Annotated in this window: 24 protein-coding genes; 3 read left to right on the forward strand and 21 right to left on the reverse strand. The window is 68.7% G+C overall.

Translation table 11 applies throughout. From position 1 onward, the window contains the following. Positions 1–53: 53 nt before the first annotated feature. From IM738_RS13525 to IM738_RS13565, 9 genes are all read right to left on the reverse strand, one after another. Positions 54–1,244, reverse strand: coding sequence for a pyridoxal phosphate-dependent aminotransferase (locus tag IM738_RS13525; RefSeq protein WP_236961285.1), 1,191 nt, complete (start codon positions 1,242–1,244; stop codon positions 54–56). Between the two features lie 26 nt (positions 1,245–1,270). Then, entirely contained in the window at positions 1,271–2,560 is a 1,290-nt protein-coding gene (locus tag IM738_RS13530) for a branched-chain amino acid ABC transporter substrate-binding protein (RefSeq protein ID WP_236961287.1), read from the reverse strand. A 145-nt stretch (positions 2,561–2,705) separates the two neighbouring features. Further along, positions 2,706–3,788 carry a tRNA (adenosine(37)-N6)-threonylcarbamoyltransferase complex transferase subunit TsaD gene (tsaD, locus tag IM738_RS13535; protein ID WP_236961289.1) on the reverse strand — a complete coding sequence of 361 codons (1,083 nt, stop codon included), beginning with the start codon at positions 3,786–3,788 and terminating at the stop codon, positions 2,706–2,708. A gap of 154 nt (positions 3,789–3,942) precedes the next feature. After that, positions 3,943–4,650 (reverse strand): Crp/Fnr family transcriptional regulator, encoded by a 708-nt coding sequence (locus IM738_RS13540; protein WP_236961291.1) that lies wholly within the window; start codon positions 4,648–4,650, stop codon positions 3,943–3,945. 76 nt (positions 4,651–4,726) lie between these two features. Beyond that, positions 4,727–6,562: a nitric oxide reductase activation protein NorD gene (locus IM738_RS13545; RefSeq protein WP_236961292.1), complete on the reverse strand. Its 1,836-nt coding sequence runs from the start codon at positions 6,560–6,562 to the stop codon at positions 4,727–4,729. Beyond that, on the reverse strand, positions 6,562–7,506 hold the full coding sequence (locus IM738_RS13550; RefSeq protein ID WP_236961293.1) for a 4Fe-4S binding protein: 945 nt from the start codon (positions 7,504–7,506) through the stop codon (positions 6,562–6,564). The genes IM738_RS13545 and IM738_RS13550 overlap by 1 nt, the downstream gene beginning before the upstream one ends. A gap of 195 nt (positions 7,507–7,701) precedes the next feature. Further along, positions 7,702–8,514 carry a CbbQ/NirQ/NorQ/GpvN family protein gene (locus tag IM738_RS13555; protein ID WP_236961294.1) on the reverse strand — a complete coding sequence of 271 codons (813 nt, stop codon included), beginning with the start codon at positions 8,512–8,514 and terminating at the stop codon, positions 7,702–7,704. Between the two features lie 19 nt (positions 8,515–8,533). Further along, entirely contained in the window at positions 8,534–9,988 is a 1,455-nt protein-coding gene (locus tag IM738_RS13560; RefSeq protein WP_236961295.1) for a cbb3-type cytochrome c oxidase subunit I, read from the reverse strand. Positions 9,989–10,002: 14 nt separating this feature from the next. Then, positions 10,003–10,437, reverse strand: coding sequence for a c-type cytochrome (locus tag IM738_RS13565; protein ID WP_236961296.1), 435 nt, complete (start codon positions 10,435–10,437; stop codon positions 10,003–10,005). 168 nt (positions 10,438–10,605) lie between these two features. On the opposite strand from IM738_RS13565, the gene IM738_RS13570 reads away from it, so the two are divergent. Further along, complete coding sequence (locus IM738_RS13570) at positions 10,606–10,917, forward strand: metal-sulfur cluster assembly factor (RefSeq protein WP_236961297.1); 312 nt, start codon at positions 10,606–10,608, stop codon at positions 10,915–10,917. Further along, positions 10,914–12,002, forward strand: a complete 1,089-nt coding sequence (locus IM738_RS13575) for a hypothetical protein (protein ID WP_236961298.1) — start codon at positions 10,914–10,916, stop codon at positions 12,000–12,002. Before IM738_RS13570 ends, IM738_RS13575 begins: the two co-directional genes overlap by 4 nt. Before the next feature lie 4 nt (positions 12,003–12,006). Here the strand turns inward: IM738_RS13575 and IM738_RS13580 are convergent, their stop codons facing one another. The 11 genes from IM738_RS13580 to IM738_RS13630 form a co-directional block, all read right to left on the reverse strand. Continuing rightward, on the reverse strand, positions 12,007–12,282 hold the full coding sequence (locus IM738_RS13580) for a cytochrome C oxidase subunit IV family protein (protein ID WP_236961300.1): 276 nt from the start codon (positions 12,280–12,282) through the stop codon (positions 12,007–12,009). An 11-nt stretch (positions 12,283–12,293) separates the two neighbouring features. Beyond that, a complete protein-coding gene (locus tag IM738_RS13585) occupies positions 12,294–12,977 on the reverse strand; it encodes a cytochrome c oxidase subunit 3 (protein WP_236961302.1) in 684 nt (227 codons plus the stop codon). Next, the gene (locus tag IM738_RS13590; protein ID WP_442908424.1) at positions 12,974–14,596 is read right to left on the reverse strand and encodes a cytochrome D1 domain-containing protein; all 1,623 of its coding nucleotides are present in this window, start codon (positions 14,594–14,596) and stop codon (positions 12,974–12,976) included. The genes IM738_RS13585 and IM738_RS13590 overlap by 4 nt, the downstream gene beginning before the upstream one ends. Beyond that, positions 14,589–15,866, reverse strand: coding sequence for a heme d1 biosynthesis radical SAM protein NirJ (gene nirJ / locus IM738_RS13595; RefSeq protein WP_236961303.1), 1,278 nt, complete (start codon positions 15,864–15,866; stop codon positions 14,589–14,591). The genes IM738_RS13590 and nirJ overlap by 8 nt, the downstream gene beginning before the upstream one ends. 15 nt (positions 15,867–15,881) lie before the next feature. Next, positions 15,882–16,364 carry a siroheme decarboxylase subunit beta gene (gene ahbB, locus IM738_RS13600; protein ID WP_236961304.1) on the reverse strand — a complete coding sequence of 161 codons (483 nt, stop codon included), beginning with the start codon at positions 16,362–16,364 and terminating at the stop codon, positions 15,882–15,884. Further along, positions 16,351–16,851 (reverse strand): Lrp/AsnC family transcriptional regulator, encoded by a 501-nt coding sequence (locus IM738_RS13605; protein WP_236961305.1) that lies wholly within the window; start codon positions 16,849–16,851, stop codon positions 16,351–16,353. Before IM738_RS13605 ends, ahbB (IM738_RS13600) begins: the two co-directional genes overlap by 14 nt. Beyond that, entirely contained in the window at positions 16,835–17,845 is a 1,011-nt protein-coding gene (gene ahbB / locus IM738_RS13610) for a siroheme decarboxylase subunit beta (protein WP_236961307.1), read from the reverse strand. Before ahbB (IM738_RS13610) ends, IM738_RS13605 begins: the two co-directional genes overlap by 17 nt. Before the next feature lie 3 nt (positions 17,846–17,848). Beyond that, positions 17,849–19,042 carry a cytochrome D1 domain-containing protein gene (locus IM738_RS13615; RefSeq protein WP_236961308.1) on the reverse strand — a complete coding sequence of 398 codons (1,194 nt, stop codon included), beginning with the start codon at positions 19,040–19,042 and terminating at the stop codon, positions 17,849–17,851. Continuing rightward, the gene (locus IM738_RS13620) at positions 19,039–19,386 is read right to left on the reverse strand and encodes a c-type cytochrome (RefSeq protein WP_442908425.1); all 348 of its coding nucleotides are present in this window, start codon (positions 19,384–19,386) and stop codon (positions 19,039–19,041) included. Before IM738_RS13620 ends, IM738_RS13615 begins: the two co-directional genes overlap by 4 nt. Positions 19,387–19,401: 15 nt before the next feature. Continuing rightward, positions 19,402–19,716 (reverse strand): c-type cytochrome, encoded by a 315-nt coding sequence (locus tag IM738_RS13625; protein WP_236961309.1) that lies wholly within the window; start codon positions 19,714–19,716, stop codon positions 19,402–19,404. Positions 19,717–19,843: 127 nt separating this feature from the next. After that, positions 19,844–21,568 (reverse strand): nitrite reductase, encoded by a 1,725-nt coding sequence (locus tag IM738_RS13630; protein WP_272907623.1) that lies wholly within the window; start codon positions 21,566–21,568, stop codon positions 19,844–19,846. Between the two features lie 220 nt (positions 21,569–21,788). Between IM738_RS13630 and cobA the strand changes: the two genes are divergently transcribed. Then, positions 21,789–22,658: a uroporphyrinogen-III C-methyltransferase gene (gene cobA / locus IM738_RS13635; protein ID WP_236961311.1), complete on the forward strand. Its 870-nt coding sequence runs from the start codon at positions 21,789–21,791 to the stop codon at positions 22,656–22,658. 21 nt (positions 22,659–22,679) lie between these two features. On the opposite strand, the gene IM738_RS13640 is transcribed toward cobA, so the two are convergent. Next, positions 22,680–24,308 carry a hypothetical protein gene (locus tag IM738_RS13640; protein WP_236961319.1) on the reverse strand — a complete coding sequence of 543 codons (1,629 nt, stop codon included), beginning with the start codon at positions 24,306–24,308 and terminating at the stop codon, positions 22,680–22,682. Between the last annotated feature and the right edge of the window lie 191 nt (positions 24,309–24,499).

Genomic DNA, 24,499 nt, shown 5'->3' on the forward strand with positions numbered 1-24,499 from the left:
GCGTGAATTGCCTTCCGTGAAGATGGCAACCGCGAATTATAGCCCAGCAGCGGTCAGCGCTGAGCGGCCAGCCAGGCGCGCAGGCGATCCACGCCCTGCACCAGGCGCTGGGGATCGCGGCTGGCGAAGCACCAGCGCAGCCAGCCGGCCGCTTCGGGGCCGAAGGCGCTGCCGGGCGCCAGACCCAGACCCGCTTCGCGCACCAGGCGCTTGGCGGTGTCCAGGCAGTCGTCGTGCCCTGCCAGGTGGAAAAAGGCGTACATGCCGCCTTTGGGCTCAGCCAGTGTCACGCCGGGCACAGCTTTCAGCAGCGGCACCAGCGTGTCGCGACAACCCTGCAGGTGGGCCACCAGCGCGGGCGTGACTTCCGCTCCCCGCTGCAGCGCCACCACGGCGGCGCGCTGGGCGAACACCGGCGCGCACGAGGTGTTGAACTCGATCAGCTTGCCCACGGCATGGGTCAGCGACGGGGACAGCACCAGCCAGCCCAGGCGCCAGCCGGTCATGAGGAAGCTCTTGGAAAAGCTGTGCGCGACGATGAGCCGGTCTTCGGGTTCGGACACATCGAGAAAGCTCGGCGCCGCGCCGTTGCCCGAATTCCCTGCGAAATACAGGCGTTCGTACACCTCATCGGCCAGCACCCAGGTGCCGGTGAGGCGGCAGTGGGCGAGGATGCGAGCCTGCTCGTCGCGCGTCAGCGTCCAACCCGTGGGGTTGTTGGGCGCGTTGACGATGAGCAGGCGCGTGGCCGGGGTGATGGCGGCCAGCAGCGCGGCCATGTCCAGCACCCAGGCGCCGGCGTTGCCGCCCTGCTGCACCACCTGGAGTGGCACGGTTTTCACCGAGGCGCCCATGATCTGCGGCTGGGCCACCAGGTTGGGCCAGGCCGGCGTGACCACGACCACCTCGTCCCCAGCGTCCACCAGCGCCTGCGACGCCAGCATCAGGCCGTTGACGCCTCCGGACGTGACGGCGATGCGATCGAACCAGTGGTCGGTCGTGTGCTGGGGGTGCAGGGCATGGGTGTAGACACCGATTTCCTGGCGCAGCTCGGGCAGACCCAGGTTGTGGGCGTAGAAGGTTTCGCCGGCATGCAGCGAGGCGATGGCCGCCTCGCGGATGAAGGCCGGCGTGACCTCGTCGCTCTCGCCGAACCAGAACTTGAGCACATCGCTGCGCCCCAGGCCTTCATTGGCCACCTCGCGGATGCGCGACTCTTCCAGACTCTCCACCACTGCCCGCATGAAAGCTCCCCAATGACGGCCCTCGATCAGGGCCGGGCCATGTTACAGCCGTGCGGCTGCTCGGCCTGCTGCGGCGTCAGATTGCGGATCACGCGAAACCCGTAGCCCGAGCCTTCCACGTCGAATTTCACGCCGGGCGTTCCCTGGCGGTCCATCACCGCCACGGCCAGCGGCTGCTGGAACTGGTGGTCGGCGGCGCGCATGCGCGCGGTCTGGCCCGCGAGCTGGACCTCGACCTTCTCCAGCTGGGCCGCGACGGCGGCCGCCTTGACCGAACCTGCCCGCTCGATGGCCTGGGCCAGCGACTCGACCATGAGCTGCATGCGCATGTGCACGTAGTCGTCGGCCGGGTTGGGAAAACGCTGGCGGAACGACTGGTAAAAGGCCTCGGACTCTTTGGTGGGCACGTTGGGGAACCAGTCGGCCACGGCGATCACCTTGCCGATGCCGGCGTCACCGATCGCTGCCGGCGCGCCCAGCGCGTTGCCGTAGAAGGTGTAGAACGAGCCCTCGAAACCGGCCTCTCGGGCCGCCTTGACCAGCAGTGTCAGGTCGTTGCCCCAGTTGCCGGTCAGCACCGCCTGCGCGCCGCTGGCCTTGATCTTGGCCGCGTAAGGGGCGAAGTCCTTCACGCGCGCCATCGGGTGCAGCTCGTCCCCCACGATCTTCACGTCGGGGCGCTTGGCGGCCAGCTGGCTGCGGGCTTCGCGCAACACCGACTGGCCAAAGCTGTAGTCCTGGCCGATCAGGTAGATCTGCTTCAGGTCCTTGTCGTCGCGCAGCACATTCATGAGCGCGGTCATGCGCATGTCGGCGTGGGCGTCGAAACGGAAATGCCAGTAGCTGCAGTTCTGGTTGGTGAGCACCGGGTCCACCGCCGAGTAGTTCAGGAACAGCACCTGGCGCGCCGGATCGCGTTCGTTGTGCTTGTTGATGGCATCGATCAGACCCGAGGCCGCGGCCGACGAATTGCCCTGCGTCACCACCGTGATGTCGCGGTCGATGGCCGATCTCAGAGCCGACAGCGCCTCCTCGGTCTGACCCTTGCTGTCAAAACGCTCGATCAGCAGCGGCCGGTGGCCGCCGGGCAGCTTCACCCCGCCGCGGGCGTTGACGCGCTCCGTGGCCCACACGAGGTTGCGGTACACCGCCTCACCGGTGTTGGCGAACGGGCCGGACAGGCCTTCGATCATGCCGATGCGGATGGGGGCGGCCGCGGGCGCCGCCGTGCCCTGCGCCAGAGCGGCCGAGGCACAGGTGGCCGCCAGCAGGACGGTGGACAGCGCGCGACGGCGCAGACGGGTCGTGAAATTCATGGGCAAGGTCTCCTTTGTTCGAACCTGCCGGCGGGAACGCTCGGCGTCAAGTGTCACCTGGGCGACAAGACCTGTTAGTGTAATTCATAATTACAAATGGAGCTCCGCGCAGACACACCAACCTGGCCCTTCCGGGCTTGCGCGTTCAGCCGAGCGCCGACAGCGGCCAGCGCGGCCGCACATCGAAGTGGTAGGCCGGTGCAGCCGCCGCGTCGGGCAGCAGCCCGGCCTGGAAACGCAGGCCGGCGGCGAGCGCGATCATGGCGCCGTTGTCGGTGCACAGGTGCAGCTCGGGGTAGTGCACACGCACACGCCGCTTCTGACACGCGGCGTTGAGCTGCTCACGCAGCAAGGCGTTTGCACCCACCCCGCCGGCCACCACCATGCGGTTCAGCCCGGTGGATTCGATGGCCGAGAGCGACTTTTTCACCAGCACCTCGACGATGGCAGCCTGCACGCTGGCGGCCACGTCGGCGATCTGAGCCGCGTCCAGCGCTTCGGCCAATTGCGGCGTGGCCGGGCCTTCGGGCCGCGCGTGCGCGAGCCGCTTCACCTGGGTCAGCACCGCCGTCTTCAGGCCGGCAAACGAAAAATCGAGGTCGCCGCTGTGCAGCAGCGGGCGCGGGAATTTGTAGGCGGTGGCGCTGCCCTGTTCTGCCCGCTTCGCCAGCGCCGGGCCTCCGGGGTAACCCAGACCGAGCAGCTTGGCCGATTTGTCGAAGGCTTCACCGGCCGCGTCGTCGATGGTTTCGCCCAGCAGCTCGTAGCGGCCCACGCCGTCCACCCGCATCAGTTGCGTGTGGCCGCCCGACACCAGCAGCGCGACAAACGGAAATTCGGGCGGGTCGGCACTCAGGAACGGCGACAGCAGATGCCCCTCCAGGTGGTGCACGCCCACCACCGGCTTGCCCAGCGCCATGGCCATGGCACAGGCCACGCCCGAACCGACCAGCAACGCCCCGGCCAGGCCCGGCCCTCGCGTGTAGGCGATGGCGTCCACGGCCGACAGCGGCAGGCCGGCTTGCGCCAGCACCGCGTCGGTCAGCGGCAGCACGCGGCGGATGTGGTCCCGGCTCGCCAGCTCGGGCACCACGCCACCGTAGGCCTGGTGCATCTCGATCTGGCTGTGCAGCGCATGGCCGAGCAGGCGCGGCACGGCGCTGCCACTGGCGTCCACCAAGGCCACACCGGTTTCGTCACAAGACGATTCGAATCCCAGAATCAGCATGGCGGGGAGTGTACGGGTGCCACCAAGTACAAGGGCTGAGAGCGGGCATCCCGGTCCGGCGCGCGCGCATTATTCACCCAGGATGCGGTGGAACCGGCTTCGCCGGGCCACTCGCATCGCTCCCTGGGGGGTGACGCGAAGCGGCGCGGGGGGGTCAATCCACCGGGTACCGGGTCAGCCGCTGCGGATCGGGAATGTGGATGTCGCGCTTGTCGATCACGATCAGGCCCTTGGCCTCCAGCTCGTGCAGCACCCGCGAAAAATACTCGGGCGTCATCGACAGCCGCGAGGCGATCGCCGCCTTGCTCACCGGCAGGGTCACGCGTTGCGCGAGTTCGTCCTCCGTGCCGCCCTTGCCGGCATCGGGCAGGTCGCGCATGAGGTAGCCGATGACGCGCTCCACACCGCTGTGCAACGCGTAGGCCTGCACGTCGTTCACCAGGCCGTGCAGGCGCCGCGACAGGCCCGCGAGCATGCGCATGCAGAAGCGCGGATCGGTTTCGATCTCCTGCATCACGCTCTGCTTGGACACGCTGAGCAGCAGCGTGTCGGTCAGCGCCTGCGCGTTGATGAAATAGGGCTTGTCGGTGAACATCAGCGCCTCGGCGAAGCTGTTGCCCGGCCCGACGATCTCGATGATCTTTTCCTGCCCGGCCGGTGAAAGGGCGAACAGCTTGATCTGGCCGGCCACCGTGACGTGGAATTCGTTGCACGGCTCGCCGATGTGAAACACGTCGTCACCGCGCGTGAGCTGGCGCAGGCGGCAGCCCTGGGCCAGGCGCTGCAACTCGGGCGGTTTCATTTCCTGAAACAGCGGCAGCATGGAGAGGTAACGGGGCAGGTCGAACTGGGCAATGTCCATGGCCGGGGCGCACAGGGTGCGCAAGCGCGTGAGGTGGGGGAGATCGGCCCCGCACTGTACCCGCTTGGCGTGGTGTTCAGTGGGACGACTGGCGCATGAAACGGGTGTAGACCCCCGTCAGCCGATCCACCAGGTCCTGTGGCCGGTGCACCAGCGCGTAGCCCTGCTGGCCGAACAGCATGGGCAGGTAGTCGTGGGCCGCTTCGTCGATGGTGATGCAGAACGGAATCAGCCCGGCCTCGCGCGCGGCCTGCACCGCGTGGCGCGTGTCCTCCAGACCGTAGCGGCCCTCGTACACGTCGAGGTCGTTGGGCTTGCCGTCGGTGAGGATCAGCATCAGGCGCTGGCGCTCCGGGCGCTCGCCCAGGCGCAACGTGGCCAGGCGGATCGCCGCGCCCATGCGCGTGTAGTACCCCGGCTTGATGGCGCCCACGCGGTCGCGCACCGAGGCGTTCCAGGACTCGTCAAAATCCTTCAGGTGCTGGATGCGCACGTTCTGCCGCCGCACGGACGAAAAGCCCAGCATCTCGAACGGGTCGCCGCTGGCGCTGAGCGCTTCACCGAACACGTAGAGCGCGTCGCGGATCACGTCGATCACACGCGCCGTCTGGGTGGCGTAGGCGTCGGTTGAAAGGGACAGGTCGGCCAGCAGCAGCGTGGCGAGGCTGCGCTCGGTGCGCACGCGCCGGGTGAACACGGCCGGCGATTCGCTGTGCGGCGCACCGGCAGCGTCGACGCGGTGGCGCACCCAGGCGTCGAGGTCGATCTCGTCGCCCTCGGGTTGCGCGCGCTGCCGGCCGGTGCCTGCCCGCAGGATCTCCAGCCGGCGGCGCACGCGCCGTGCCGTGGTGCGCAAGGCGGTGGGCGGCACATAGGGCTCGGCGGGTGTGGCCACCAGGGTCTGCAGGGCGCAGTGCTCCGGCAACAGCGCGTTGCGCCGGAAGTCCCACTCGGGCAGGCGGATGCCAGGGCCGAGCGGCCGGTCGTCGGCGGCGGCGCTGGGCAGGTCGAGGTCGAACTTCACCCGCGCGGCCGTGCTCTGGCCGTCGGGTGCGATGGCCAGCACGTCCATGTCGTTGGCCACGCCGGCGGCGTTGTCGTCGGGATCGTCGTCGCTGGCGCGGTTGACCTTGACGAATTCGCCCCAGGACAGGATGGACTCGGCGCGAAAGAACATCATGAGCGGCGCCTTGTCGCGCTCATCGCTCACGGTCTGGGCGCGGCGGCGGCGCGCGTCCTGAACGGCGGGTTGGCGGGCATCGCCCGTCGCCGCCTCGCCGTCGGGCCGCGCCACCGCGGCCGCAGGCTCGCCACCGGCGTCGAGCCAGAGCCAGACCGGGGCCACGTCCTGCGGCTGCAGGCCGCTGCGTGCGGCGGGCGCCAAGCCGCGCAGTGCCTGCTGCACGGTGCGTTCGGCCTCGGCGGTCGCTCCCTTGAGGCGCGCCGGATCGGGTCGCAGTGCGAGCTGGGCGGCGAGCACCTCCCGGTGGCGCGCCGCCAGGCCGGGAAAGGTCCGCAGCACCCGCGCACTGGCGCGCACGTTGTCGCCCAGCCAGTCGCCCGTGGGCTCGATGCAGGCGCCCTGCGCCGCCAGCCAGAGGTAGAGCGCGCGGTTCAGCGCCGCGTCATCGAACACCGCCACGGTGGGTGGCAGCGACAGCGCCTCGGTCTCCAGCCGGCCGGTGGCGGCGTGCGTGCCGCTGCCCGCGATGCGCTGCAGCCAGTCGCGCGGGCCGCCGCTGCGGCTGTCGGTGGCGGGCGCCAGGCGCACGCCGTGGGCACCGCCCGCAGCGCGGAACAGCATGCCGATGGCGCGCTGCACATCGGGCAGGTGCACGGCGGCGTGCGCGTGCTGGCGGCTCGCCGCGCGGTGGATGAAACGGTGCCATTGCTGGCCGACCCACTCTTCCATCAGGTGCTCTCTTTCTGTTGATCGAGTTCGGCCTTGCGCTGTCGCAGGGTTTCGCGCACCGCGTCGGCGCCCACCTTCCACTCCAGCAGCGGCTCACGCACTTGCGCGGTCTGGGTCTCGTCGCACGAGTCCAGGCACTGGCCGCACTGCACGCACGAAAACATCATGCGTTTGATGTTGCGCGGGTGCAGGCGCATCGGGCAGCCGTTGTCGCAGGCCGAGCCTTGCGGGTGGGTGGCCGTGGTGCAGGTGCGGCAGTCGCGCGCGTTGTCGCGGTCGAACGCGACCACCATGCCTTTGGGGTTCGCCATCCAGGCGAGGCTCTGGAACAGACCGACCGCGCAGCCGAAGCGGCAGAACAGGTGGCGGGCGAAGGCGAACTCGGCCGTGAACACGGCGGTGCCGATGACCAGGAAACGCGCCTGGTTGGGCGTGAGCGTGCCGGCGAACAGGTTGCCCCAGATGGTGGCCGGCGGCAGCAGGTAGGTGAGCAGCGTGATGGCCCACATGAAGCCAAAGGCGAGGCACAGCACACCGAAAACGGGCCACCAGCGCGCCGAGGGCTTCACCCCGGCGCGGGCCGTGCGGTGTTTGTCCCAGACGCTGAGCTTGCCGCAGGCGCGGTGCAGCGCGGTGTTGAGCGTCTCGACCAGGGTGAAGTGCGGGCAGAGCCAGCCGCAGTACAGGCGGCCGTAGCGCCAGGCCACGCCCAGAAAGGCCACGACCACCACGATGGCGGGCAGGAAGGCGCGCAGAAAGATGCGCATCGCCGCCTCGTTGGCGCTGATCTCGCCGGCCCTGAAGGCGTCGATGCCCAGGCTCCAGCGCTGCCCCAGAAACCAGAGCTGGGCTTCGGTGAGGTCGAAGCGCAGCAGGTCCAGCGCGGGCGCCAGCAGGAACAGTGCGAAGAAGCCGAGTTGAAAGAAGAGGCGGCGGCGTTGCATGGTGTGACAAACAGAGGAGGGAGCGCAGCGCCGCCGCCGCAAAAAGAGATCAATGCGCCACAGCGCTGAGAGACTGATGTAGGGCCAGGATCGAAGGTGCACCGGCCAGCGCGCACCGTGGAACCGGCTTTGCCGGGCCACTTGTGCGGTCCCCCCTGACAGGGGGGAAGACGCGGAGCGGCGCAGGGGGGTGATTCATGGTGCGTAGCCGATGACGGCCGACACCACTTCGCCCAGCGCCGCCGCGGTCTCGGCATCGTCGGTCAGGGCGTCCACGATGGCGGAGCGGCAGGCCATGTGCAACGGCAGGCCGCTGGCCACCAGGCGCGCGGCCATCACCAGCAGGCGCGTGCTCGCGGTCTCTTCGAGGTCGTGGTCGGTCAGGCGCCGCAAGGCCGTGGCCAGCCGCACCAGGCGCTCGGCCAGGACGGCATCGACGCCGGTTTCGGCTTCGATGATGGCGCGCTCCACCGCCGGCTCGGGGTAGCCGAAGCTCAGCGCGATGAAGCGCTGGCGGGTGCTGGGTTTCAGGCTTTTCAGCAGGTTCTGGTAGCCCGGGTTGTAGCTGATGACCAGCATGAAACCGGGTGGTGCCACCAGCTGTTCGCCGGTGCGTTCGATGGGCAGCACGCGCCGGTCGTCGGCCAGCGGGTGCAGCACCACGGTGGTGTCCTTGCGGGCTTCCACCACCTCGTCGAGGTAGCAGATGGCGCCGGTGCGCACGGCGCGGGCCAGCGGCCCGTCCTGCCACACCGTGCCGTCGGCACCGATGAGGTGGCGGCCCACGAGGTCGGCCGCGCTCAGGTCGTCGTGGCAGCTCACGGTGATGAGCGGCCGGCCCAGGCGGGCCGCCATGTGCTCCACGAAGCGCGTCTTGCCGCAGCCCGTGGGGCCCTTGATCAGCACCGGCAGGCGCTGGCGGAAGGCGTGCTCGAAGAGCGTCGCCTCACCCGCCTGCTCGGCGTAGAAAGGCACCTGTGCCAGGCGGTGGATGTCGCTGTGGTCCATGGCGTTCACTCGCTCGGGTTCAGGCGCGTTGTGCCGGGCGGGCGCCGAGCATGCCGCCACCGCCAGTGGTGGTCGTGACGTTGTCCTTCAGCACATGGTTCCCGCCGACAAAGAAGCTCGCGAAGTAGGTGAGCTGACCGAGCAGGAAGACCACACCACCGGCCACACGCACCCAGTAGAACAGCACCAGCTGGTCCTGCGTGGCCATGAAGCTCATGGCACCGCTCGTGGGCATGCGTTGCAACCACACCTGGAGGATGCCGGCGCCGGTCAGGGCCAGCACCATGATGCTCATGCCGATGGTCATGATCCAGAAGCTCCACATCTCGTAGGCCTGGGCTTTCTGGCTGTTGGCGATGCGGCCGCGCAGCGTGGGCATGGCGTAGCTGATCAGCGTGATCACCACCAGCACATAGGCGCCGTAGAAGGCCAGGTGGCCGTGGGCGGCGGTGACTTGCGAACCGTGGGTGTAGTAGTTGACCGGGCTCAGGGTGTGGGCGAAGCCCCACAGACCGGCGCCCAGGAAGCCCATGACGGCGGTGCCCAGCGCCCAGAGCACGGCGGCCTGGTTGGGGTGGTCGCGGCGGCGGCGCTGCACCATGTTGAAGGCGAACACCGTCATCATGAAGAAGGGAATGGGCTCCATGGCCGAGAAGATCGAACCGATCCAGTGCCAGTAGCCGGGCAGACCGATGAAGAAGAAGTGGTGGCCCGTGCCCAGGATGCCGGTCATCAGCGCGAAGGCGACGATCACATACAGCCACTTGTCGATCACTTCACGGTCCACGCCGGTGGTCTTGACCAGCACGTAGGCCAGCAGCGCGCCGAGGATCAGTTCCCACACGCCTTCCACCCAGAGGTGCACCACGAACCACCAGTACATCTTGTCGCGCACCAGGTTTTCCGGGTTGACGAAGCTGAACAGGAAGAAGATCGCCAGGCCCCAGAGGCCCATCAGCAGCACCAGCGTGATGCTGGTCTTGCGGCCGCGCAGGGCGGTCATGCTGACGTTGAACAGGAAGCCGAGCGCCACGACCACGATGCCGAGCTTGGTCGGCAGCGGCTGCTCCAGGAACTCGCGCCCCATGGTCTGCAGCAGGTCGTTGCCGGTGAGTTCGGCGAGCTTGGCGTAGGGCACCGTGAGGTAGCCCACGATGGTCAGCGAGCCGGCCGCCAGGAAGACCCAGAACAGCACCTTGGCCAGCAGGGGGCTGTAGAGCTCGTTTTCCGATTCCTCGGGAATCATGTAATAGGCGGCGCCCATGAAGCCAAACAGCAGCCAGACGATCAGCAGGTTGGTGTGCACCATCCGCGCGATGTTGAACGGGATGTAGGGGAAGAACAGGTCCCCGATCACGTATTGCAGGCCCAGGCCGATGCCGAAGAGGATCTGCCCCGCGAACAGCGCCATGGCGGCGATGAAGTAGGGCTTCGAGACCGACTGGCTCTGGTATTTGAGTGTGGATATGGTCATGGTGTTTTCTCCTCTCAACCTTCGATGTTGGGCGGCCACTGCTCGGTGTTGATCTCGCCGGTCCACTTCAGGAACTCGACCAGGTCGTTGAGCTGCTGCTCGTTCAGGTTGAACTGCGGCATCTGGCGGCGGTGCGGTGCGCCGGTGGGCATGGCCTGCATCCAGCCTTTGATGAAGTCACCCCCGCGGCGCTTGTAGACGTTGCCCAGCTCGGGGGCGAAGTACGCGCCCTCGCCCAGCAGCGTGTGGCAGCCGATGCAGTTGCGCGTTTCCCAGATCTTCTTGCCCGCCACCACCGCGGGGGTGATGGCCTTGGCGTTGGAACGCTCGGGGATGCGGCTTTCCGTGTCGAACACGATCACCGCAAACAGCAGCGCGAAAAACACGCTGCCTCCGTAAAACATGTTGCGGGCCATCTGTTTGGTAAACCCGCTTTGACTCTGGCTCATGGAACCCTCCATCGGTTGGCGATGGCGGTATCCTCCTTTTTTGCTCAGGTATCGTCCTTGAACCAGTTCAAGGAACCACACACATTCCCGACCCCGCACCTTGAAACCCGGCGGGTTGGCTCTACAGTGAATCCCACCGCCCGCCGCACCGGGCCAGGAGCACCCCGCATGAACACCGACACCGACCTGCACGCCGCCGTGATGACCGCCCTGGCCCAGGTGGACGACCCCGAGATGGGCGAAAACCTGGTGGACCTGGGGGTGGTCGGCGAGGTCCGGATCGACGGCAGCGCCGTGGCCGTGACCCTCATTCCCACCAGCGCCACCTGCCCCATGGCCGACGTGATGGTGGACGACGCGCAGACCGCCGTGCAGCGCGCCTGCCCGCCCGGCACCACGGTGGACGTGCACATGGACTGGGACACCGAATGGTCGCCCGAGCGGCTCGCGCCCGCGCTCCGGGAGCGCTTCGGGTGGTGAGTCCTTCCCCACAGGTGCGTGCGCCCGAGCCGCCTCCCCTGCCCCGCTGGTCGGTGGGCGTGGTGGCCCTGCTCGCCGTGCTCAACCTGCTGGGCGCGCTCGGCGGCGGCCTGGTGCGCCTGGGCAGCCTGCCCGCGGGCGACCACGGCCCCACCGGCGCCCTGGCGGTGGCGGCGCACGGCGCGGTCATGATGGCCGGTTTCTTCGGCAGCCTGATCGCGCTGGAGCGCGCGGTGGCGCTGCGCCGCGGCCTCTGGGTGCCGGCGCTCGCGGCCATCGGCGGCCTGCTGGCCTGGGGTGGCGGCTGGTGGCGCCCGGCCGAGGCCTTGTGGGTGGTTTCGGCCATCGGCCTGGTGGGCCTGTACGCCTGGGCCGGCTGGCGCCGCGCCATGTCGCTGCCGCTGGCGGTGGAGGCTTCGGGGGCGCTGGCCCTGCTGGCGGGCACGCTGGGTTTTGCCTTCGCTCAGCCCGATCTGGCCCGCCTGGGCTGGAGCGCCTTCCTGGTGCTGACCATCGCGGGCGAGCGGCGCGAGCTCACGCGCCTGGTGCGTCTGCCGCGCTGGAGCGCGCAGGCCTTCCTCGCCGGCTGGGGCGCGCTGGCGCTGGCCGTGGCGCTGGCAGCGTTCGGCGCCACCGGCGTGGCGCTGGTGCTGTGGTGGCTGGCGCTGGGCGCGCTCGCGCTCTGGCTGCTGCGCTTCGACGTGGCCACCAAGCAGTGGCGCGCCAAGGGCTGGGCCGGCCACACCGCGATCTGCCTCTCGGTGGGTTACGGCTGGCTGCTGCTGGCGGCCGGCCTCGGACTGGCCGGGCACCTGGTGGCCTGGCACGGGCTGTGGCTGGGCTTCGTGATGGCCATGGTGTTCGGCCACGCGCCCATCATGCTGCCGGCCCTGGCCGGCTGGCGGCCCGAACCCACGCGCTGGGCGCTGCTGCCGCTGGGCGTGCTGGGGTTGAGCCTGGCGCTGAGGACCGTGGCCGCGCCCGCTGGCTGGGCCGCCGGCCTGGCCGTGGCGGGCGCGGGCCATGCGCTGGCCTTCGTGCTGTTTGGGGCGGTGATGGTGCGCGCGGTGCGGCGCGGGCGCTGAAGGCTCACGCCCGCGGCAGCAGGCTGGCCAGCAGGACCAGCCCGATCACCACCGCCAGCCAGCCCATCACCGCACGCCGCCACAGCGCGGGCGCGGTGCGCAGCTCCATGTAGTCGAGCGCGATCAGCGCGCCCTTGAAGACCGAGAGCGCCAGCACCGCTGCGGTGGCGGCCTGCCCCAGCTGGCCCAGTGAAGCGGCGGCGCCCTCGCCCAGCCACCAGCTCAGCACCGTGGCCAGCACCAGCAGCGCGAACACGGTGTCTGCCCTTGTGAATCGCATGCCCTGCCCCCTCATCGAATGACGTAGACCAGCGGGAACAGCACCATCCACAGCAGGTCCACCATGTGCCAGAACACCGCGCCCGAGGCGGGGCCCATGTGGTTGGCTTGGCCGTAGGCATCGGCCTGCGCCTTGCGCCACAGCAGCGCGAACACGAGGGCGCCCACGACCACGTGCAGGAAGTGAAAGCCCGTGAGCAGGGTGTAGAGCAGCGTGAAGGCGTCGGTGGCCCAGTCGAAACCGGCCCGCACCTTGCCCACGAACTCGTGCGACTTGACAACCAGGAAGCCGATGGCACCGGCCAGCGCGGTCAACAGCCAGCGGGCGCCGGCTTCGCGCCGATCCGCCTCAAAGGCCCGCACCGCGCGCACGGCCGCCCAGCTGGCCGCCACCAGCAGCAGGGTGTTGAGCGCGCCGGTGTGCAGGCTGAGCGCAGCTTGCCCCTGTGCGAACACCGCAGGCTCGCGCCAGCGCGCGAACGCGAACGACACGAACAGCAGACCGAAGGTCAGCAGCTCGGCCAGCACCAGCAGCCAGACCACGCCGTCGCCGGCCAGGCGGGGTTCAACCGACAGCGCGTCCGGAGCGCGTGCCTCGTCGAGGGCAGCCGTGGAACCGCCCTTCGACAGGCTCAGGACGGGCCACTGGTTGCGTCCCCCTCCGGGGGAAGGCGCGCAGCGTCGCAGGGGGCTCAATGAGACGTTCCCTCGGAGCGCGTGATCTTGTTCCACACGTTGTACTTGCCCACCGGCTTGCTCATGGGCAGGCGCTTGACTTCCTTGAACGTGGCCGCGTCGTAGACGATGAGCGCGCCGTCCATCTCCCACACGCTGGCCAGCGCGTACCGGCCGTCTTTCGTGAACTCGATGTGGGCCAGCGTCCTGCCGGGCTCCTTCACCGTGGCCACGGGTTGCAGCGTGGTCTTGTCGATGATGGTCATGGTGTCCTTGGCGGTCGGGCTCATCATCGAATCGGTCCAGGCGAAGCGGCTGCTTTCATGGCTGCGCATGAAGAAGCCCGGCCCGGGGGTGGGGATGGTGGTGACGGGTTTCCAGGTCTTCATGTCGATCACGTCGATGGCGCCACCCTTGAGGTTGGGCGAAGCGAGCACGGTACTGCCGTTCCACGCAAAGGTGATGCCCGAGCCCAGGTGCGGCATGCCGGCGATGGGCAGGTCCGCGATCTTGCGGCGCGCGTCGAGGTTCACCACCTGCGCGGTGGCCGAGCCCTCAGCCGTTTTGGGGCGCGTGGCGCCGAGCACGTGGCGGTAGCTCTGGTCGAAGAAGAAGTCGTCCAGCGGCTCGTCCAGTGGCGTGCGGCGCACGCCGTGGAAACCGGGTTTGGCGATCGCCTCGCCCATCTTGTAGTCGTGCACCAGGCCGTCGTAGATCGGTTCGGCCTTGGGGTTGTACGAGATCTCCCAGAGCTCGGGAATGTCCTTGAGCGCGACCACGAAGCTGTTGCGCGGCGTGGCGTCGTACACCGCCGAGACACGCGAGGTCTGCTTGCCGTCCAGCGTGGCCGCCGCATAGGTCTTCTGCAGGTTCAGGTCGGCGTCGAACAGCACCACGCTGTGCGGCAGGTAGTTGGCGGCCATGACCCACTTCCCGTCGCCGCTCACCGCGACGTTGCGCATGTTGAGCCCGGCCCGCACCTCGGCCACCACGCGCAGGCGCCAGAGGTCGTACTTGGTGATCCAGCCGTCGCGCGAACCAAAGAACACGTAGCGACCGTCGGGCGTGAACTTGGGGCCGCCGTGCAGCGCGAAGCGGCTGGCAAAGCGGGTGATGACCTCGAACTTGTCGCCGTCGAGCAGGCTGATGTGGTGGTCACCACCCTCCACCACCACAAAGAGGTTCATGGGGTCGGCGCGCCACAGCGGCTTCGCCGGCTCGCCCGCGGGCGCCGGGTTGAACGTGCGCGAGGCGCGGATGTCGGCCTCGGCCCACACGGGCGCGGGCGACACCGGGGTGCGGATGTGCGCGGCGAGCGCGGCGATGTCGGTGGCGCTGAGCTGCCCGGCAAAGCCCGGCATCTGCGTGGCCGGCCGGCCCTGGGCGATGACCTTCAGCGCCTCGGCCGGGCGCAGTCGCTCCAGGCTCTCGGGCAGCAGCGCCGGGCCCATGAGGCCGGTGCGCTGCTCGCCGTGGCAGGCGGCGCAGTGCTGGGTGTAGAGCGCGGCGGCGTTGGGGGCCAATGGGGTGGTCTGCGCGCCCGCCATGTCCACGCCCATCCAGCACAGGCCCAGCACCAGCGAGGCGCGGGCGACGTTGGCCAGGGTCTCGCGCAAGGAGCGCTTCGGGGTGTCAGGCATGGTCGGCCTCCTGGCGCAGGATGTGAATTTTGCGGAACGGCGTGAGCGCGAGGCGGCCCGCATCGCTGCCGGCCACCGCGCCGATCTCTTCGTCGGTGAGGTAACAGCCCGGGTCTTCGGCCCAGGGATTGCCGGTGAGCTGCTGCGCTCGGGTGCGGGTGTTGCCGCCGCAGATGGCGAAGTGCTGGCAGCTGGCGCAGCGACCTTCGACCGGCCTCGGAAACGCTTTCAGGCCCGCCATCAGCGGCTCGCTGGTGTCGCTCCATATCTGCGAGAACGGGCGCTGGCGCACGTCACCGATCGTGTGGTGCCACCACATGGTGTCGGGGTGCACGTGGCCGAGGTTGTCGATGTTGGCCACGTTGACACCGCTGCTGTTGCCGCCCCAGGCCACCAGGCGCTCGCGCAGCGCGTCCGCCCAGCGCGGAAAGCGCGCCTGCACCCACTGCAGCAGGTAGGGGCCGTCGGCGTCGTTGTTGCCGGTCACGTACTCCTCGTCCAGCCCGCGCCGGGCCGCGTCCCAGGCGCGCTCGAAGAGCAGGTCCAGCGCGTCGCGCGTGGCGAGGTGTTGCGCGTCCTGGCCGCGGTGGATGTTGCCGCGGCCGGCGTAGTTGAGGTGCGAGAAATAGAACTTGTCCACCTGCTCGCTGCGCATCAGGTCCAGCAGCGGCGCGAAGTCCTGTGCGTTGAGCGCGGTCATGGTGTAGCGCAGGCCCACCTTCACGCCACGCGCGTGCAGCAGGCGCACGGCGGCGAGGCTGCGGTCGAACGCGCCGTCGAGCCGGCGGAACCGGTCGTGCGTCTCGCGCAGGCCGTCCAGGCTGATGCCCACGTAGTCGAAGCCGGTCGCGGCGATGCGGTCGGCCATGGGGGCGTCGATCAGCGTGCCGTTGGTGGACAGGCCGGTGTAGAAGCCCATGGCGCGCGAGCGGTTGGCGATGTCGAAGATGTCGGGCCGCATGAGTGGCTCGCCACCGGAGAGGATGAGCACCGGCACGCGGAAGGCCTTGAGGTCGTCCATCACCGTCACGACTTCGCTCCAGCTCAGCTCGCCGGCGTACTCGTGGTCGGCGGAGAGGGCGTAGCAGTGTTTGCAGGTCAAATTGCAACGCCGGATGAGATTCCAAATGACGACCGGACCAGGCCTTTGACTCGCAGCCTCACCAGCACCCTTTCCGGGCTGCTGCCGCACGCGGGGCGCGGGTGTCGGGTACCGGCCGGTCTGTTCGGCTTCGGCGATTTCGCGCATGTACTGGCTGATGCGAAACATGGTGAGGCTTTCGTTTCAGGAGTCGGTCAACCGCAATCCGGTCTTTTTCAGGATCGCGGTCGAATAAAGGATGTCGTGCGCTCGGCAGGCGCTGCCGAGCATCGAAGCGATCTCGCTGGTCTGCTGTTCCACCTCTTCTCGCGAGCGGCCGTGCAGCATGGCGAACAGGTTGTACGGCCACACGGGCAAGCGCCTTGGGCGGCGGTAGCAGTGGCTGACCCCGGGCAGCAGGCCGATGCGTTCGCCAAGCTCATCGACCACGTCGTCGGCGACATCCCACACGCTCATGCCGTTGGCGGTGAAGCCCAGGCGGTAGTGGTTGGGCACGGCGCCGATGCGGCGGATCAGGCCGGCGTCGAGCATGGCCTGCAGGCGCTCGCGCACCTGCTCGCCGCTGATGCCCAGCGTGGCCCCCACGGCTTCGTAGGGTCGCGGCACCAGCGGCAGGCCGGACTGCGTGGCGCGGATCAGTCGGCGGTCGAGTTCATCGAGTGCCATGGGCGCCTCCTGCGAACAAAGGCAGTTTCAGCTCCACAAAGAACTCGCGCTCCTTGGGGAATGCGTACACCGGCAAACCGGTCACCGCTTCGATGCGGTGGACCACGGGCTCGATCTGTTCGGCCGACTCGACCGCCAGCACGAACCACATGTTGAGCGGCGTGGCGCCGGGCTGGTCCGGGTGGGCCGATTCACGGCGGTAGTTGTGCGCCACCTCGTTCATCGCATCGAGCTGGGCCGCGACCGCATCAAAGCGCTCCTCGGGCACGGCCATGGCGGCCAGCACGAAGCGGCCACCCACGCGTTCGATCTGGAACAGTGGTCCGAAGCGGGTCAGGTCGCCGTGCGACAGCAGGTTCTGCAGCCGCTCGATCACCGCGTCTTCGCTGCAACCGAGCTGGGCGGCCACGTCGGCGAAAGGCCGGTCACTCAGTGGGAAGCCGCCGTGCAGGAAACCGACCAGGCGAACGTCATCCGGCGAAAGCATGGGACACCTCCTGCGGCGGTGGAGCCAGCGCGCGAAAGCGGTGCGCGCCGGTCTGTTTGAAACGGCGGGTGGAAAACAGCACGGCGTGCCGGTGTGCGTCCAGCCCGGCGGCGGGCACCACGCGGTCGATCACTTCCTGCACCACGGCGCGGTCGGTGCCGTGCACCATGCAGTACAGGTTGTAGGGCCACTGCGGCGCGCGCTCGCGCCGGTAGGCCAGGGTCACGCCGGGCTGGCGCGCCAGCGCCTCGCCGCAGGTGTCCACCGATTCATCGGGCACGTCGAACACGGTCATGGCGTTGGCGGCAAACCCGAGCTCGTGGTGCCTCACCACGACGCCGAAGCGCTTGAGCGTGCCGGCGTCGAGCCAGCGCTGCAGCGTGCAGAGCAGGTCCTCGACCGGGCGGCCGGTGTCGTCGGCCCAGGTGTCGAAGGGGCGCGTGGTGATCGGCAGGCCGGCCTCCACGCGCTCGGCCAGCGGCCGCTCGTCCGCCCCAATGGGTTCGGCGCGGGCCACGCGTGGTACCCGCATGGGCATCAAGGCGGTGCGGTGGCGCAGATCAAAACCGAGGTCGATGCGGTAGGCGCGCTGCATGCGCAGGCGCAGCGCGGGCAGGCCGGTGGCCCGCTCCAGCATCCGCATCGCCGCTTCCACGGCCGGCGCGTCGCGCCCGGTCATGACGAACCAGAGGTTGAGGGCGTGCTCGCGTTCGTAGTTGTGGTTCACGCCCGGGTGGGCCGACACGGTGGCGGCGACCTCGTGCAGCCGGTCATGGGGCACCGCCATCGCCGCCAGCAGCGCCGCCCCGCCGGCACCCGGCGCGAACACGCCACCGATGCGGCTGATGGCGCCCGCGCGCTGCAGCCGCTCGCAGGCCGCGAGCACATCGGCCTCGCTCAGGTCCAGCGCCAGGGCGAGGTGGGCAAAGGGCTCCCGCACCAGCGGAAAGCCGTGTTGCCAGGGGTTGAGCAGCGCGAGATCGTCCGGACTCATGGTTCAGAACCCCACACGCGCAGCACGCGCGGTGAAGAAGATGCCGCTGGGCGCGGGCACGTCGAGCCGCGCGCGGGTGGCGAAGCTCTGCGTGTCGATCACGCTCACGCGGTGGTCGTCGCGGCTGCTGATCCACACCGCTTCGCCCCGCGGCGTGAACTCCATGTGCAGCACGGCCTTGCCGGGCTCCAGTGTCTGCACGATGGCCTGGCTCTGCGTGTCGATGACCTGCACGCGGTGGTAGTCGGGCACGGAGAAATTCACCCACACCTGGCGACCATCGGGCCGCGCCATCACGAACACCGGCTGGCCGGCCACGGGGATGCGGCCGACTTCGGCCCAGGTCTCCGTGTCCACCACCAGCACCTCGTGGCGCCCGATGGCGGGCAGGTAGGCGCGGCGCCCGGCCACGGCCCAGCCGCGCAGGTGCGGCATCTTGTAGACCGGCAGCGGTTCCTGGCCCTTGCCGTAACCGCCGAGGATGCGCTGGACTTTCGGATCGGTGGCCCAGAGGTCGAGCTGGGCCAGGCCGTCTTCGCCGAACAGGCCGGCGATGTAGTGGCGGCCATTGGGCGTGACCAGCGCGTCGTAGGGCTGGCGGCCGATGTTCTCGAACTTGGTGGTCTTGGGGTTCTTGGGGTCCGAACAGTCGGTGACCCAGATCGCGTTGGCGTCGAACAGGCTGTAGGCGAAACGCCGGCCCGGCAGATCGACCAGGCCCACGACCCGGGACAGTTTGCCGGGGCCGTACTCGGCCGGGATGTGTGCCAGCAGTTCCAGCGTGCGCGCATCGAACACCTTCACACCGCCGGGCGTGTAGTTCTGTGCCGCGACCAGCGTGCCGTCGGCGCTGATGGCGCCGCCGATGGAGTTGCCCGCCTGCATCACGCGGCGGGTGATGCGGCGCTCCAGCAGGTGGACCTGGGTGAGGCCACCGTCGCGCCCGAACACGTAGGCGAACAGGCCGTCGCGCGAGAACACCACCGAAGCGTGCGACAGGTCGCCCAGGCCGGGCACCTCGCCGATCAGCGCCTGGGCCGTGGTGTCCACGAGGTAGAGCGTGCCGTTGGCGCGGCCGATGACCACGCCGAGGTCGCCGGTGCCGCGCAGGACTTGGGTCGCGCAGCCGGGCAACACGCCCAGCGCGCCGATGGAAGACAGGGTGGCCGCAGCGGCGAGCCATTCACGGCGTTTCATGGTGCTTTCACCACTTCTTCAGGAAAGCCCTGCTGCAGGCGCAGCGCGATCCAGCGCGCCTCGGGCTCGCTGAGCATCGCCTTCCAGGGCGGCATGGGGGTGCCCGGCCGGCCGTGGAAGATCACGGCGGCCAGGCTGTCAATGGGGACGTCGGCCAGGGCCTCGCGCGTCAGCGCCGGGCCGAGGCCGCCGGTCAGGCGCATGCCGTGGCACGAGCCGCAGTCCTGCCGCACCATGCGCACCAGCTCGCGCGAACGCGAAGCATCGGGCGCAGGCCCCGACTGTGCGAAGGCCGAAACAGGCCCCAGCAACAGCGCAGACAGGACAGCAGCGAAGCGCAGCACGGCAGGCCTCCCGGATCAGGACTTGAGGATCACCGCGATGGCGTCCTTGAGGTCCTGATCCGCGATCTTGTCCGGACCGTTGGGCGACATGGGAATCGGGCCATACACACCCGAGCCGCCCTTGCGCACCTTGTCAAACAACTTGGCCACCACGTCCTGCCCCTTGTACTTGGCCGCGATGTCCTTGAACGAAGGACCGACCAGCTTCTTGTCCTTCGCATGGCAGGCCATGCAACCGGACTTGGTCAAGGCGGCCTCGCCGTCGGCCAAGGCAGCGCCCGAACCCAGCGCCATGAACGACGCCAGCAACAGCAGATTCACTTTTTTCATAAAGACTCCAGAAGAAACGCAACGAAGACGAAGTGCCCCCACCCAGGGCCCCGTGGAACCGGCTTTGCCGGGCCACCAGGGCCGTCCCCCCTCAGGGGGGAAGCCGCAAAGCGGCGCAGGGGGGAGATCAGTAAACGTCGTTCTGCGTGTTGTGCACGTTGAAGTGGCCCGTCGGCGTGATCAGACGCGGGTCCTTGATCACGGCCTTGAGCTTGAGCGTCTTGTCATCGACGATGACCAGCGCGCTCTCCTTGTTCTTGGCGCTCCACACCGAGAACCACACCTCGTCGCCCGCCTTGTTGAACTCGGGCTGCACGACGCGTTTGGCGCCGTCGTCCTTGATGCCCGCCCACTCGGCGATCGGCAGCACGACAAACCCTTTCTCCAGGTTGTTGATGTCGTACACCGCGACCGACTGCGAGATCTTCGGATCGGGGTTCAGTGGCGTGTCCGAATACAGGTGCTTGCTCTTCGGGTGGCTCTTGATGAACAGCGCACCGCCGCCCTGGCCGGTGAGGGTCTGAACGACCTTCCAGGCTTCCTTGGGGTGCTTGACCGGATCGGTGCCGATGAGCGAGATGGTCTCGTCACCCAGGTGGCCGGTGGACCACACGGGGCCGAACTTCGGATGGGTGAAGTTCGCACCGCGACCGGGGTGGGGAATCTTGCCCACGTCGATCAGCTGGGTCAGCTTGCCTTCCTTCAGGTCGACCGCAGCGATCTTGTTGCTGTTGTTGGCCGCCACCATGAAGTAGCGCTTGGTGGAGTCCAGGCCGCCGTCGTGCAGGAAGCGCGCGGTGCCGATGGTGGTGACCTTGAGCGCGTCGATGTTGGAGTAGTCCACCAGCAGCGTCTGGCCGGTTTCCTTCACGTTCACGACGAACTCGGGCTTGTAGTGGCTGCCGACGATGGAGGCCACGCGCGGTTCGGGGTGGTACTCCTGCTTGTCGACGGTCATGCCGCGGGTCGCCACGATCTTCAGCGGCTCCAGCGTGTCACCGTTCATGATCACGAATTGCGGCGGCCAGTAGGAACCGGCGATCGCGTACTTGTCTTCGAAGCCCTTGTACTTGCTGGTCTCCACCGAACGCGCTTCGAGACCGGTGCGGATCTCGGCCACGTTGTCGGGCATCTCCATCCAGAGGTCGATCATGTTGATCTTGGCGTCGCGCCCGATCACGAACAGGTAGCGGCCCGAGGCCGACAGGCGCGAGATGTGCACCGCGTAGCCGGTCTTGACGATGTTGATGATCTTCTTGGTGTCGCCGTCGATCAGCGCCACTTCACCCGTGTCCCGCAGCGTGGTGCTGAAGATGTTGGTGATGTTGAAGTTGTTCATCTTCTTCTTCGGCCGCTTCTCCGGCGGCACGATGACCTTCCAGGTCGCCTTCATCTGCTCCATGCCGAACTCGGGCGGGGTCGGTGGCTCGTGCTGGATGTAGCGCGCCATCATGTCCACCTCTTTTTCGGTCATCTCGCCACTGGTCTGCCAGTTCGGCATGCCGGCCGGCGAGCCGTAGGCGATGAAGACCTTGAGGTAGTCCGTGCCCTTGCCCACGGTGATGTCGGGCGTGAGCGGCTTGCCGGTGGCGCCCTTGCGCAGCACGCCGTGGCAGCCCGCGCAGCGCTCGAAGTACACCTTGCGCGCCACATCGAACTCGGCCTGCGTCATGGGCGGCGCCTTCGGGTTCACGCTCTGCACCATGGGCTCGGCGCCGATGGGGGAACTGCCCGCCTGATAGTTCGCCTCGGCCGGGCTGACCTTCTTGTCGGCCGTCTGCGCGAAAGCGCCGGCGCCGAGCATGGCAGCCATGGCCAGCGTGGTCAGGCGAATGATCGTTCTGGGTTTCATGGGTTTCTCTCTCTCCGTCGTGGATCAGCTGTTGATGTGGCCGTCCCGGTTGGGGCTTTGGACCCATTCGCCCGGCTGCTGTCCAAGACCGTGGCGAACAGGAGAGATCGTCAAGGCGGGAACGCGGCCTGTCCTTGAACTGGTTCAAGGACAGGCCATCAAGGCGTCAGAACAATGGGCCCTGTTCAGAGAAGAAAAGCCACGAGAACGGAGCACCCCCATGAACCTGGTCCACCTCGGCCACCTGTTGGTCCCTGATCGCTCCCCGCAGGCCACCGCGCCCGGCACCGTCACGCTGGTGGGCGCGGGCCCTGGCGACCCGGAACTGCTCACGGTCAAGGCCGTGAGGGCGCTGCAGGCCGCAAAGCTGGTGCTCTACGACCACCTGGTGAGCCCCGCCGTGCTCGACCACCTCAGCCCCGATGCCGAGCGCATCTACGTGGGCAAGGAGTCGTCGCGCCACACCCTGCCCCAGGCCTCGATCATCGAACTCATGGTCCAGCTGGCGCGCGGCGGCCGTTCGCTGTTGCGCCTCAAGGGCGGCGACGGCTACATCTTCGGTCGGGGCGGTGAAGAGGCCCAGGCGCTGGCCGCCGAGGGCATCCCGTTCACGGTGGTGCCGGGCCTCACCGCCGCGCAGGGCGCTGCCGCCTCGGTGGGCATCCCGCTCACCCACCGCGACCACGCCTGCGCCCTGGTGCTGGCCACCGGCCACACGCGCGACGACAAGGGCCTGGACATGGACTGGGCCATGCTCGCGCGCCCGCGCCAGACCGTGGTGCTCTACATGGGGGTGAACAACCTGCCCGAGATCTGCCGCCAGCTGCTCGCCCACGGCCTGCCGCCCGGCACGCCAGCGGCGCTGGTGGAGAAGGCCACGATGCCCGAAGAACGCTGCATCACCGGCACGGTGGCCGAGCTGCCCGCGCTGGCGCTGCGCCACCAGGTGCGCCCGCCGGCGCTCATCATGATCGGCGGGGTGGTGGCGCTGCGCGCGCAGCTGCAGCCCCAGGAAACGGCCCCGGCGCTGCAAGCCGAACGGCCCCGGGACGGCTCCAGCGCCGTGATGGAACGGTCCGCGATGGCGTGAGGGGGCGTTGAGCGGGCGCCGTCAGGGCGTCGCCGCGGCGCGCTGCTGCAGGGCCCAGTAGGCCAGGCCGGTGGACGTGTCGGCCGCCACACCGCCCACCGCCTCGGGCAGCATCGGATACACACCGCCGTAGTTCATGATGACGATCACGTCTTCCGGGCGCCAGAGGCCTTCATTGGCCACCGCGTTGTAGGTGGCCTGGAACGAAGCCAGCCAGCCCGGGGTGGTTCTGTTGGCGTTGCTGGCGAACCAGATGAAGGGCCGCCCGCGCACGTGGGTTTCGCGGATCGCCCGGCGGAACGCTTCTCCGAGCTTCCCGCTCGTGCACCCACCCAGCGGGCACTCGATGAAGGTGCCCTTGCTGCTGCGGAAGGCCATCAAAGCGTTGGGGTTGTTGTAGATGTACTTGGCGTTGGTCGGGTCGAAGTTCTGCGGCTGCCAGCCGGTGTAGACGGCCCCGTACCGGCGGGTCGCCGACGCGGCGGGGTCGGTGTAGATCGCTTCGGCCTGGGCCACGGTGCGCCCGTTCCAGCGGCTGGTGTCGCTGGTGTAGAAGGCGATGGCTTCGGGGTTGAGGCTCTGGTCGAGGTCGGGGTAGAGCTCCTGGAGGTTGTTGAACGCGCTGAGCGGCAGCCACGCAGACGTGCCCGAGGGCACCGGGAACTCGGTGATCAGGTTGCGCGTGGCCATCTTGCGGATGAGGCTGGCGCTCTGGGCGTCGGAGATGTTGGCGTTGTTGCCCCAGATGCCATGGGCGTTCTGGCGCACGTAGGTCCAGTCCGCGTCCAGCGAAGCTTCGTCGGCCAGCTGGTTGTTGCCGTGCAGCGGGATGAAGACGCGCGGCCGGTTGGGCCCGGTGCTGCCGCAGGGCGGGCTGGCGCAGGCCGCGTCCATCACGTAGTAGCCCACGCCCTCATATTGATGGGTCGCGCTCATGTTGGCCTTCACCGACTGGCTCTCTTCCTCGCTCGCGGTGTAGAAATGCACGCCCTGGCCGATGAGGAAAAACCGGTACAGCGGCTTGAACCCGGCCGCCGGCACCAGGCTGGCGTGGTAGGCCACGCCTTCGTAGTTGAACTGGGGCAGGTTGGCCACCACGCTGTCCCGTTCTTCCTCGCTGACGGTGTAGAAGTGCACGCCCGTCTGGGTGTTGAAGAAGCGGTGTACCGGGCTCAGGCCGGTCGAGGGGGCGCTGGCCGCATAAAACGCCTCGCCCTCCGGGCTCATGGAGGGCGCGGTGCGGTACACCTGCTCGCGCTCGCCCACATCGGTGGTGTAGAAATGTGCGCCCGTGCCGGTGTTGTAGAAGCGGAAAACGGCCACCCGGCCGACCGCCTTGCGGGAGACCTCGCCCAGGGTGTAGGCACCGATCGGCGCCACCTCGCCCGGCGCCACCGCGCTGGTCGCGGGCAGGGTCCGGGCCCGGGCCAGGGCGTCCTGCAGGCTCTTCGCATTCAGCGCCGCGCCCGCTTGCAGCGCCTGGGCCTCGGTCATGGGCTGACCCGAATCACGGGCCACTGCCGGGGCGCCGGCACCCGGGCCCTGCGCATCACCCCCCGACTGACCGCCGCCGCAGGCCACCAGCAGACCGGCACACAGCCCCAAAGCCACCACCAGCCTGCCTCGACCCACCCGGGGTGCCAGGGACAAATGACGCGCGAACAGATTCATGGTGAGGCCCGGACGGTGAGAGACGGAGGTCTTTGTGCAAAATGAAGGCGCATTTCAACCCATCCCGCGCGCGGGCGCGCACCGCCCGAGACCAGCGGCGGCCTGCGGCCGACGAGCCAACCCCCTCCGCGCCGCCTGAGGCACAGTTATTGCAGGCTTCCCCACCAGCA

The sequence above is a fragment of the Hydrogenophaga sp. SL48 genome (genome assembly GCF_021729865.1).
In the GTDB taxonomy this organism is placed as follows: domain Bacteria; phylum Pseudomonadota; class Gammaproteobacteria; order Burkholderiales; family Burkholderiaceae_C; genus Hydrogenophaga.

Bases quoted from the DNA above. Each gene is read 5' to 3' on its own strand.
- IM738_RS13525 (WP_236961285.1), bottom strand. From the start codon at position 1,244: ATGCGGGCAGTGGTGGAGAGTCTGGAAGAGTCGCGCATCCGCGAGGTG.
- IM738_RS13530 (WP_236961287.1), bottom strand. From the start codon at position 2,560: ATGAATTTCACGACCCGTCTGCGCCGTCGCGCGCTGTCCACCGTCCTG.
- tsaD (WP_236961289.1), bottom strand. From the start codon at position 3,788: ATGCTGATTCTGGGATTCGAATCGTCTTGTGACGAAACCGGTGTGGCC.
- IM738_RS13540 (WP_236961291.1), bottom strand. From the start codon at position 4,650: ATGGACATTGCCCAGTTCGACCTGCCCCGTTACCTCTCCATGCTGCCG.
- IM738_RS13545 (WP_236961292.1), bottom strand. From the start codon at position 6,562: ATGGAAGAGTGGGTCGGCCAGCAATGGCACCGTTTCATCCACCGCGCG.
- IM738_RS13550 (WP_236961293.1), bottom strand. From the start codon at position 7,506: ATGCAACGCCGCCGCCTCTTCTTTCAACTCGGCTTCTTCGCACTGTTC.
- IM738_RS13555 (WP_236961294.1), bottom strand. From the start codon at position 8,514: ATGGACCACAGCGACATCCACCGCCTGGCACAGGTGCCTTTCTACGCC.
- IM738_RS13560 (WP_236961295.1), bottom strand. From the start codon at position 9,988: ATGACCATATCCACACTCAAATACCAGAGCCAGTCGGTCTCGAAGCCC.
- IM738_RS13565 (WP_236961296.1), bottom strand. From the start codon at position 10,437: ATGAGCCAGAGTCAAAGCGGGTTTACCAAACAGATGGCCCGCAACATG.
- IM738_RS13570 (WP_236961297.1), top strand. From the start codon at position 10,606: ATGAACACCGACACCGACCTGCACGCCGCCGTGATGACCGCCCTGGCC.
- IM738_RS13580 (WP_236961300.1), bottom strand. From the start codon at position 12,282: ATGCGATTCACAAGGGCAGACACCGTGTTCGCGCTGCTGGTGCTGGCC.
- IM738_RS13590 (WP_442908424.1), bottom strand. From the start codon at position 14,596: ATGCCTGACACCCCGAAGCGCTCCTTGCGCGAGACCCTGGCCAACGTC.
- nirJ (WP_236961303.1), bottom strand. From the start codon at position 15,866: ATGTTTCGCATCAGCCAGTACATGCGCGAAATCGCCGAAGCCGAACAG.
- ahbB (WP_236961304.1), bottom strand. From the start codon at position 16,364: ATGGCACTCGATGAACTCGACCGCCGACTGATCCGCGCCACGCAGTCC.
- IM738_RS13605 (WP_236961305.1), bottom strand. From the start codon at position 16,851: ATGCTTTCGCCGGATGACGTTCGCCTGGTCGGTTTCCTGCACGGCGGC.
- ahbB (WP_236961307.1), bottom strand. From the start codon at position 17,845: ATGAGTCCGGACGATCTCGCGCTGCTCAACCCCTGGCAACACGGCTTT.
- IM738_RS13615 (WP_236961308.1), bottom strand. From the start codon at position 19,042: ATGAAACGCCGTGAATGGCTCGCCGCTGCGGCCACCCTGTCTTCCATC.
- IM738_RS13625 (WP_236961309.1), bottom strand. From the start codon at position 19,716: ATGAAAAAAGTGAATCTGCTGTTGCTGGCGTCGTTCATGGCGCTGGGT.
- IM738_RS13630 (WP_272907623.1), bottom strand. From the start codon at position 21,568: ATGAAACCCAGAACGATCATTCGCCTGACCACGCTGGCCATGGCTGCC.
- cobA (WP_236961311.1), top strand. From the start codon at position 21,789: ATGAACCTGGTCCACCTCGGCCACCTGTTGGTCCCTGATCGCTCCCCG.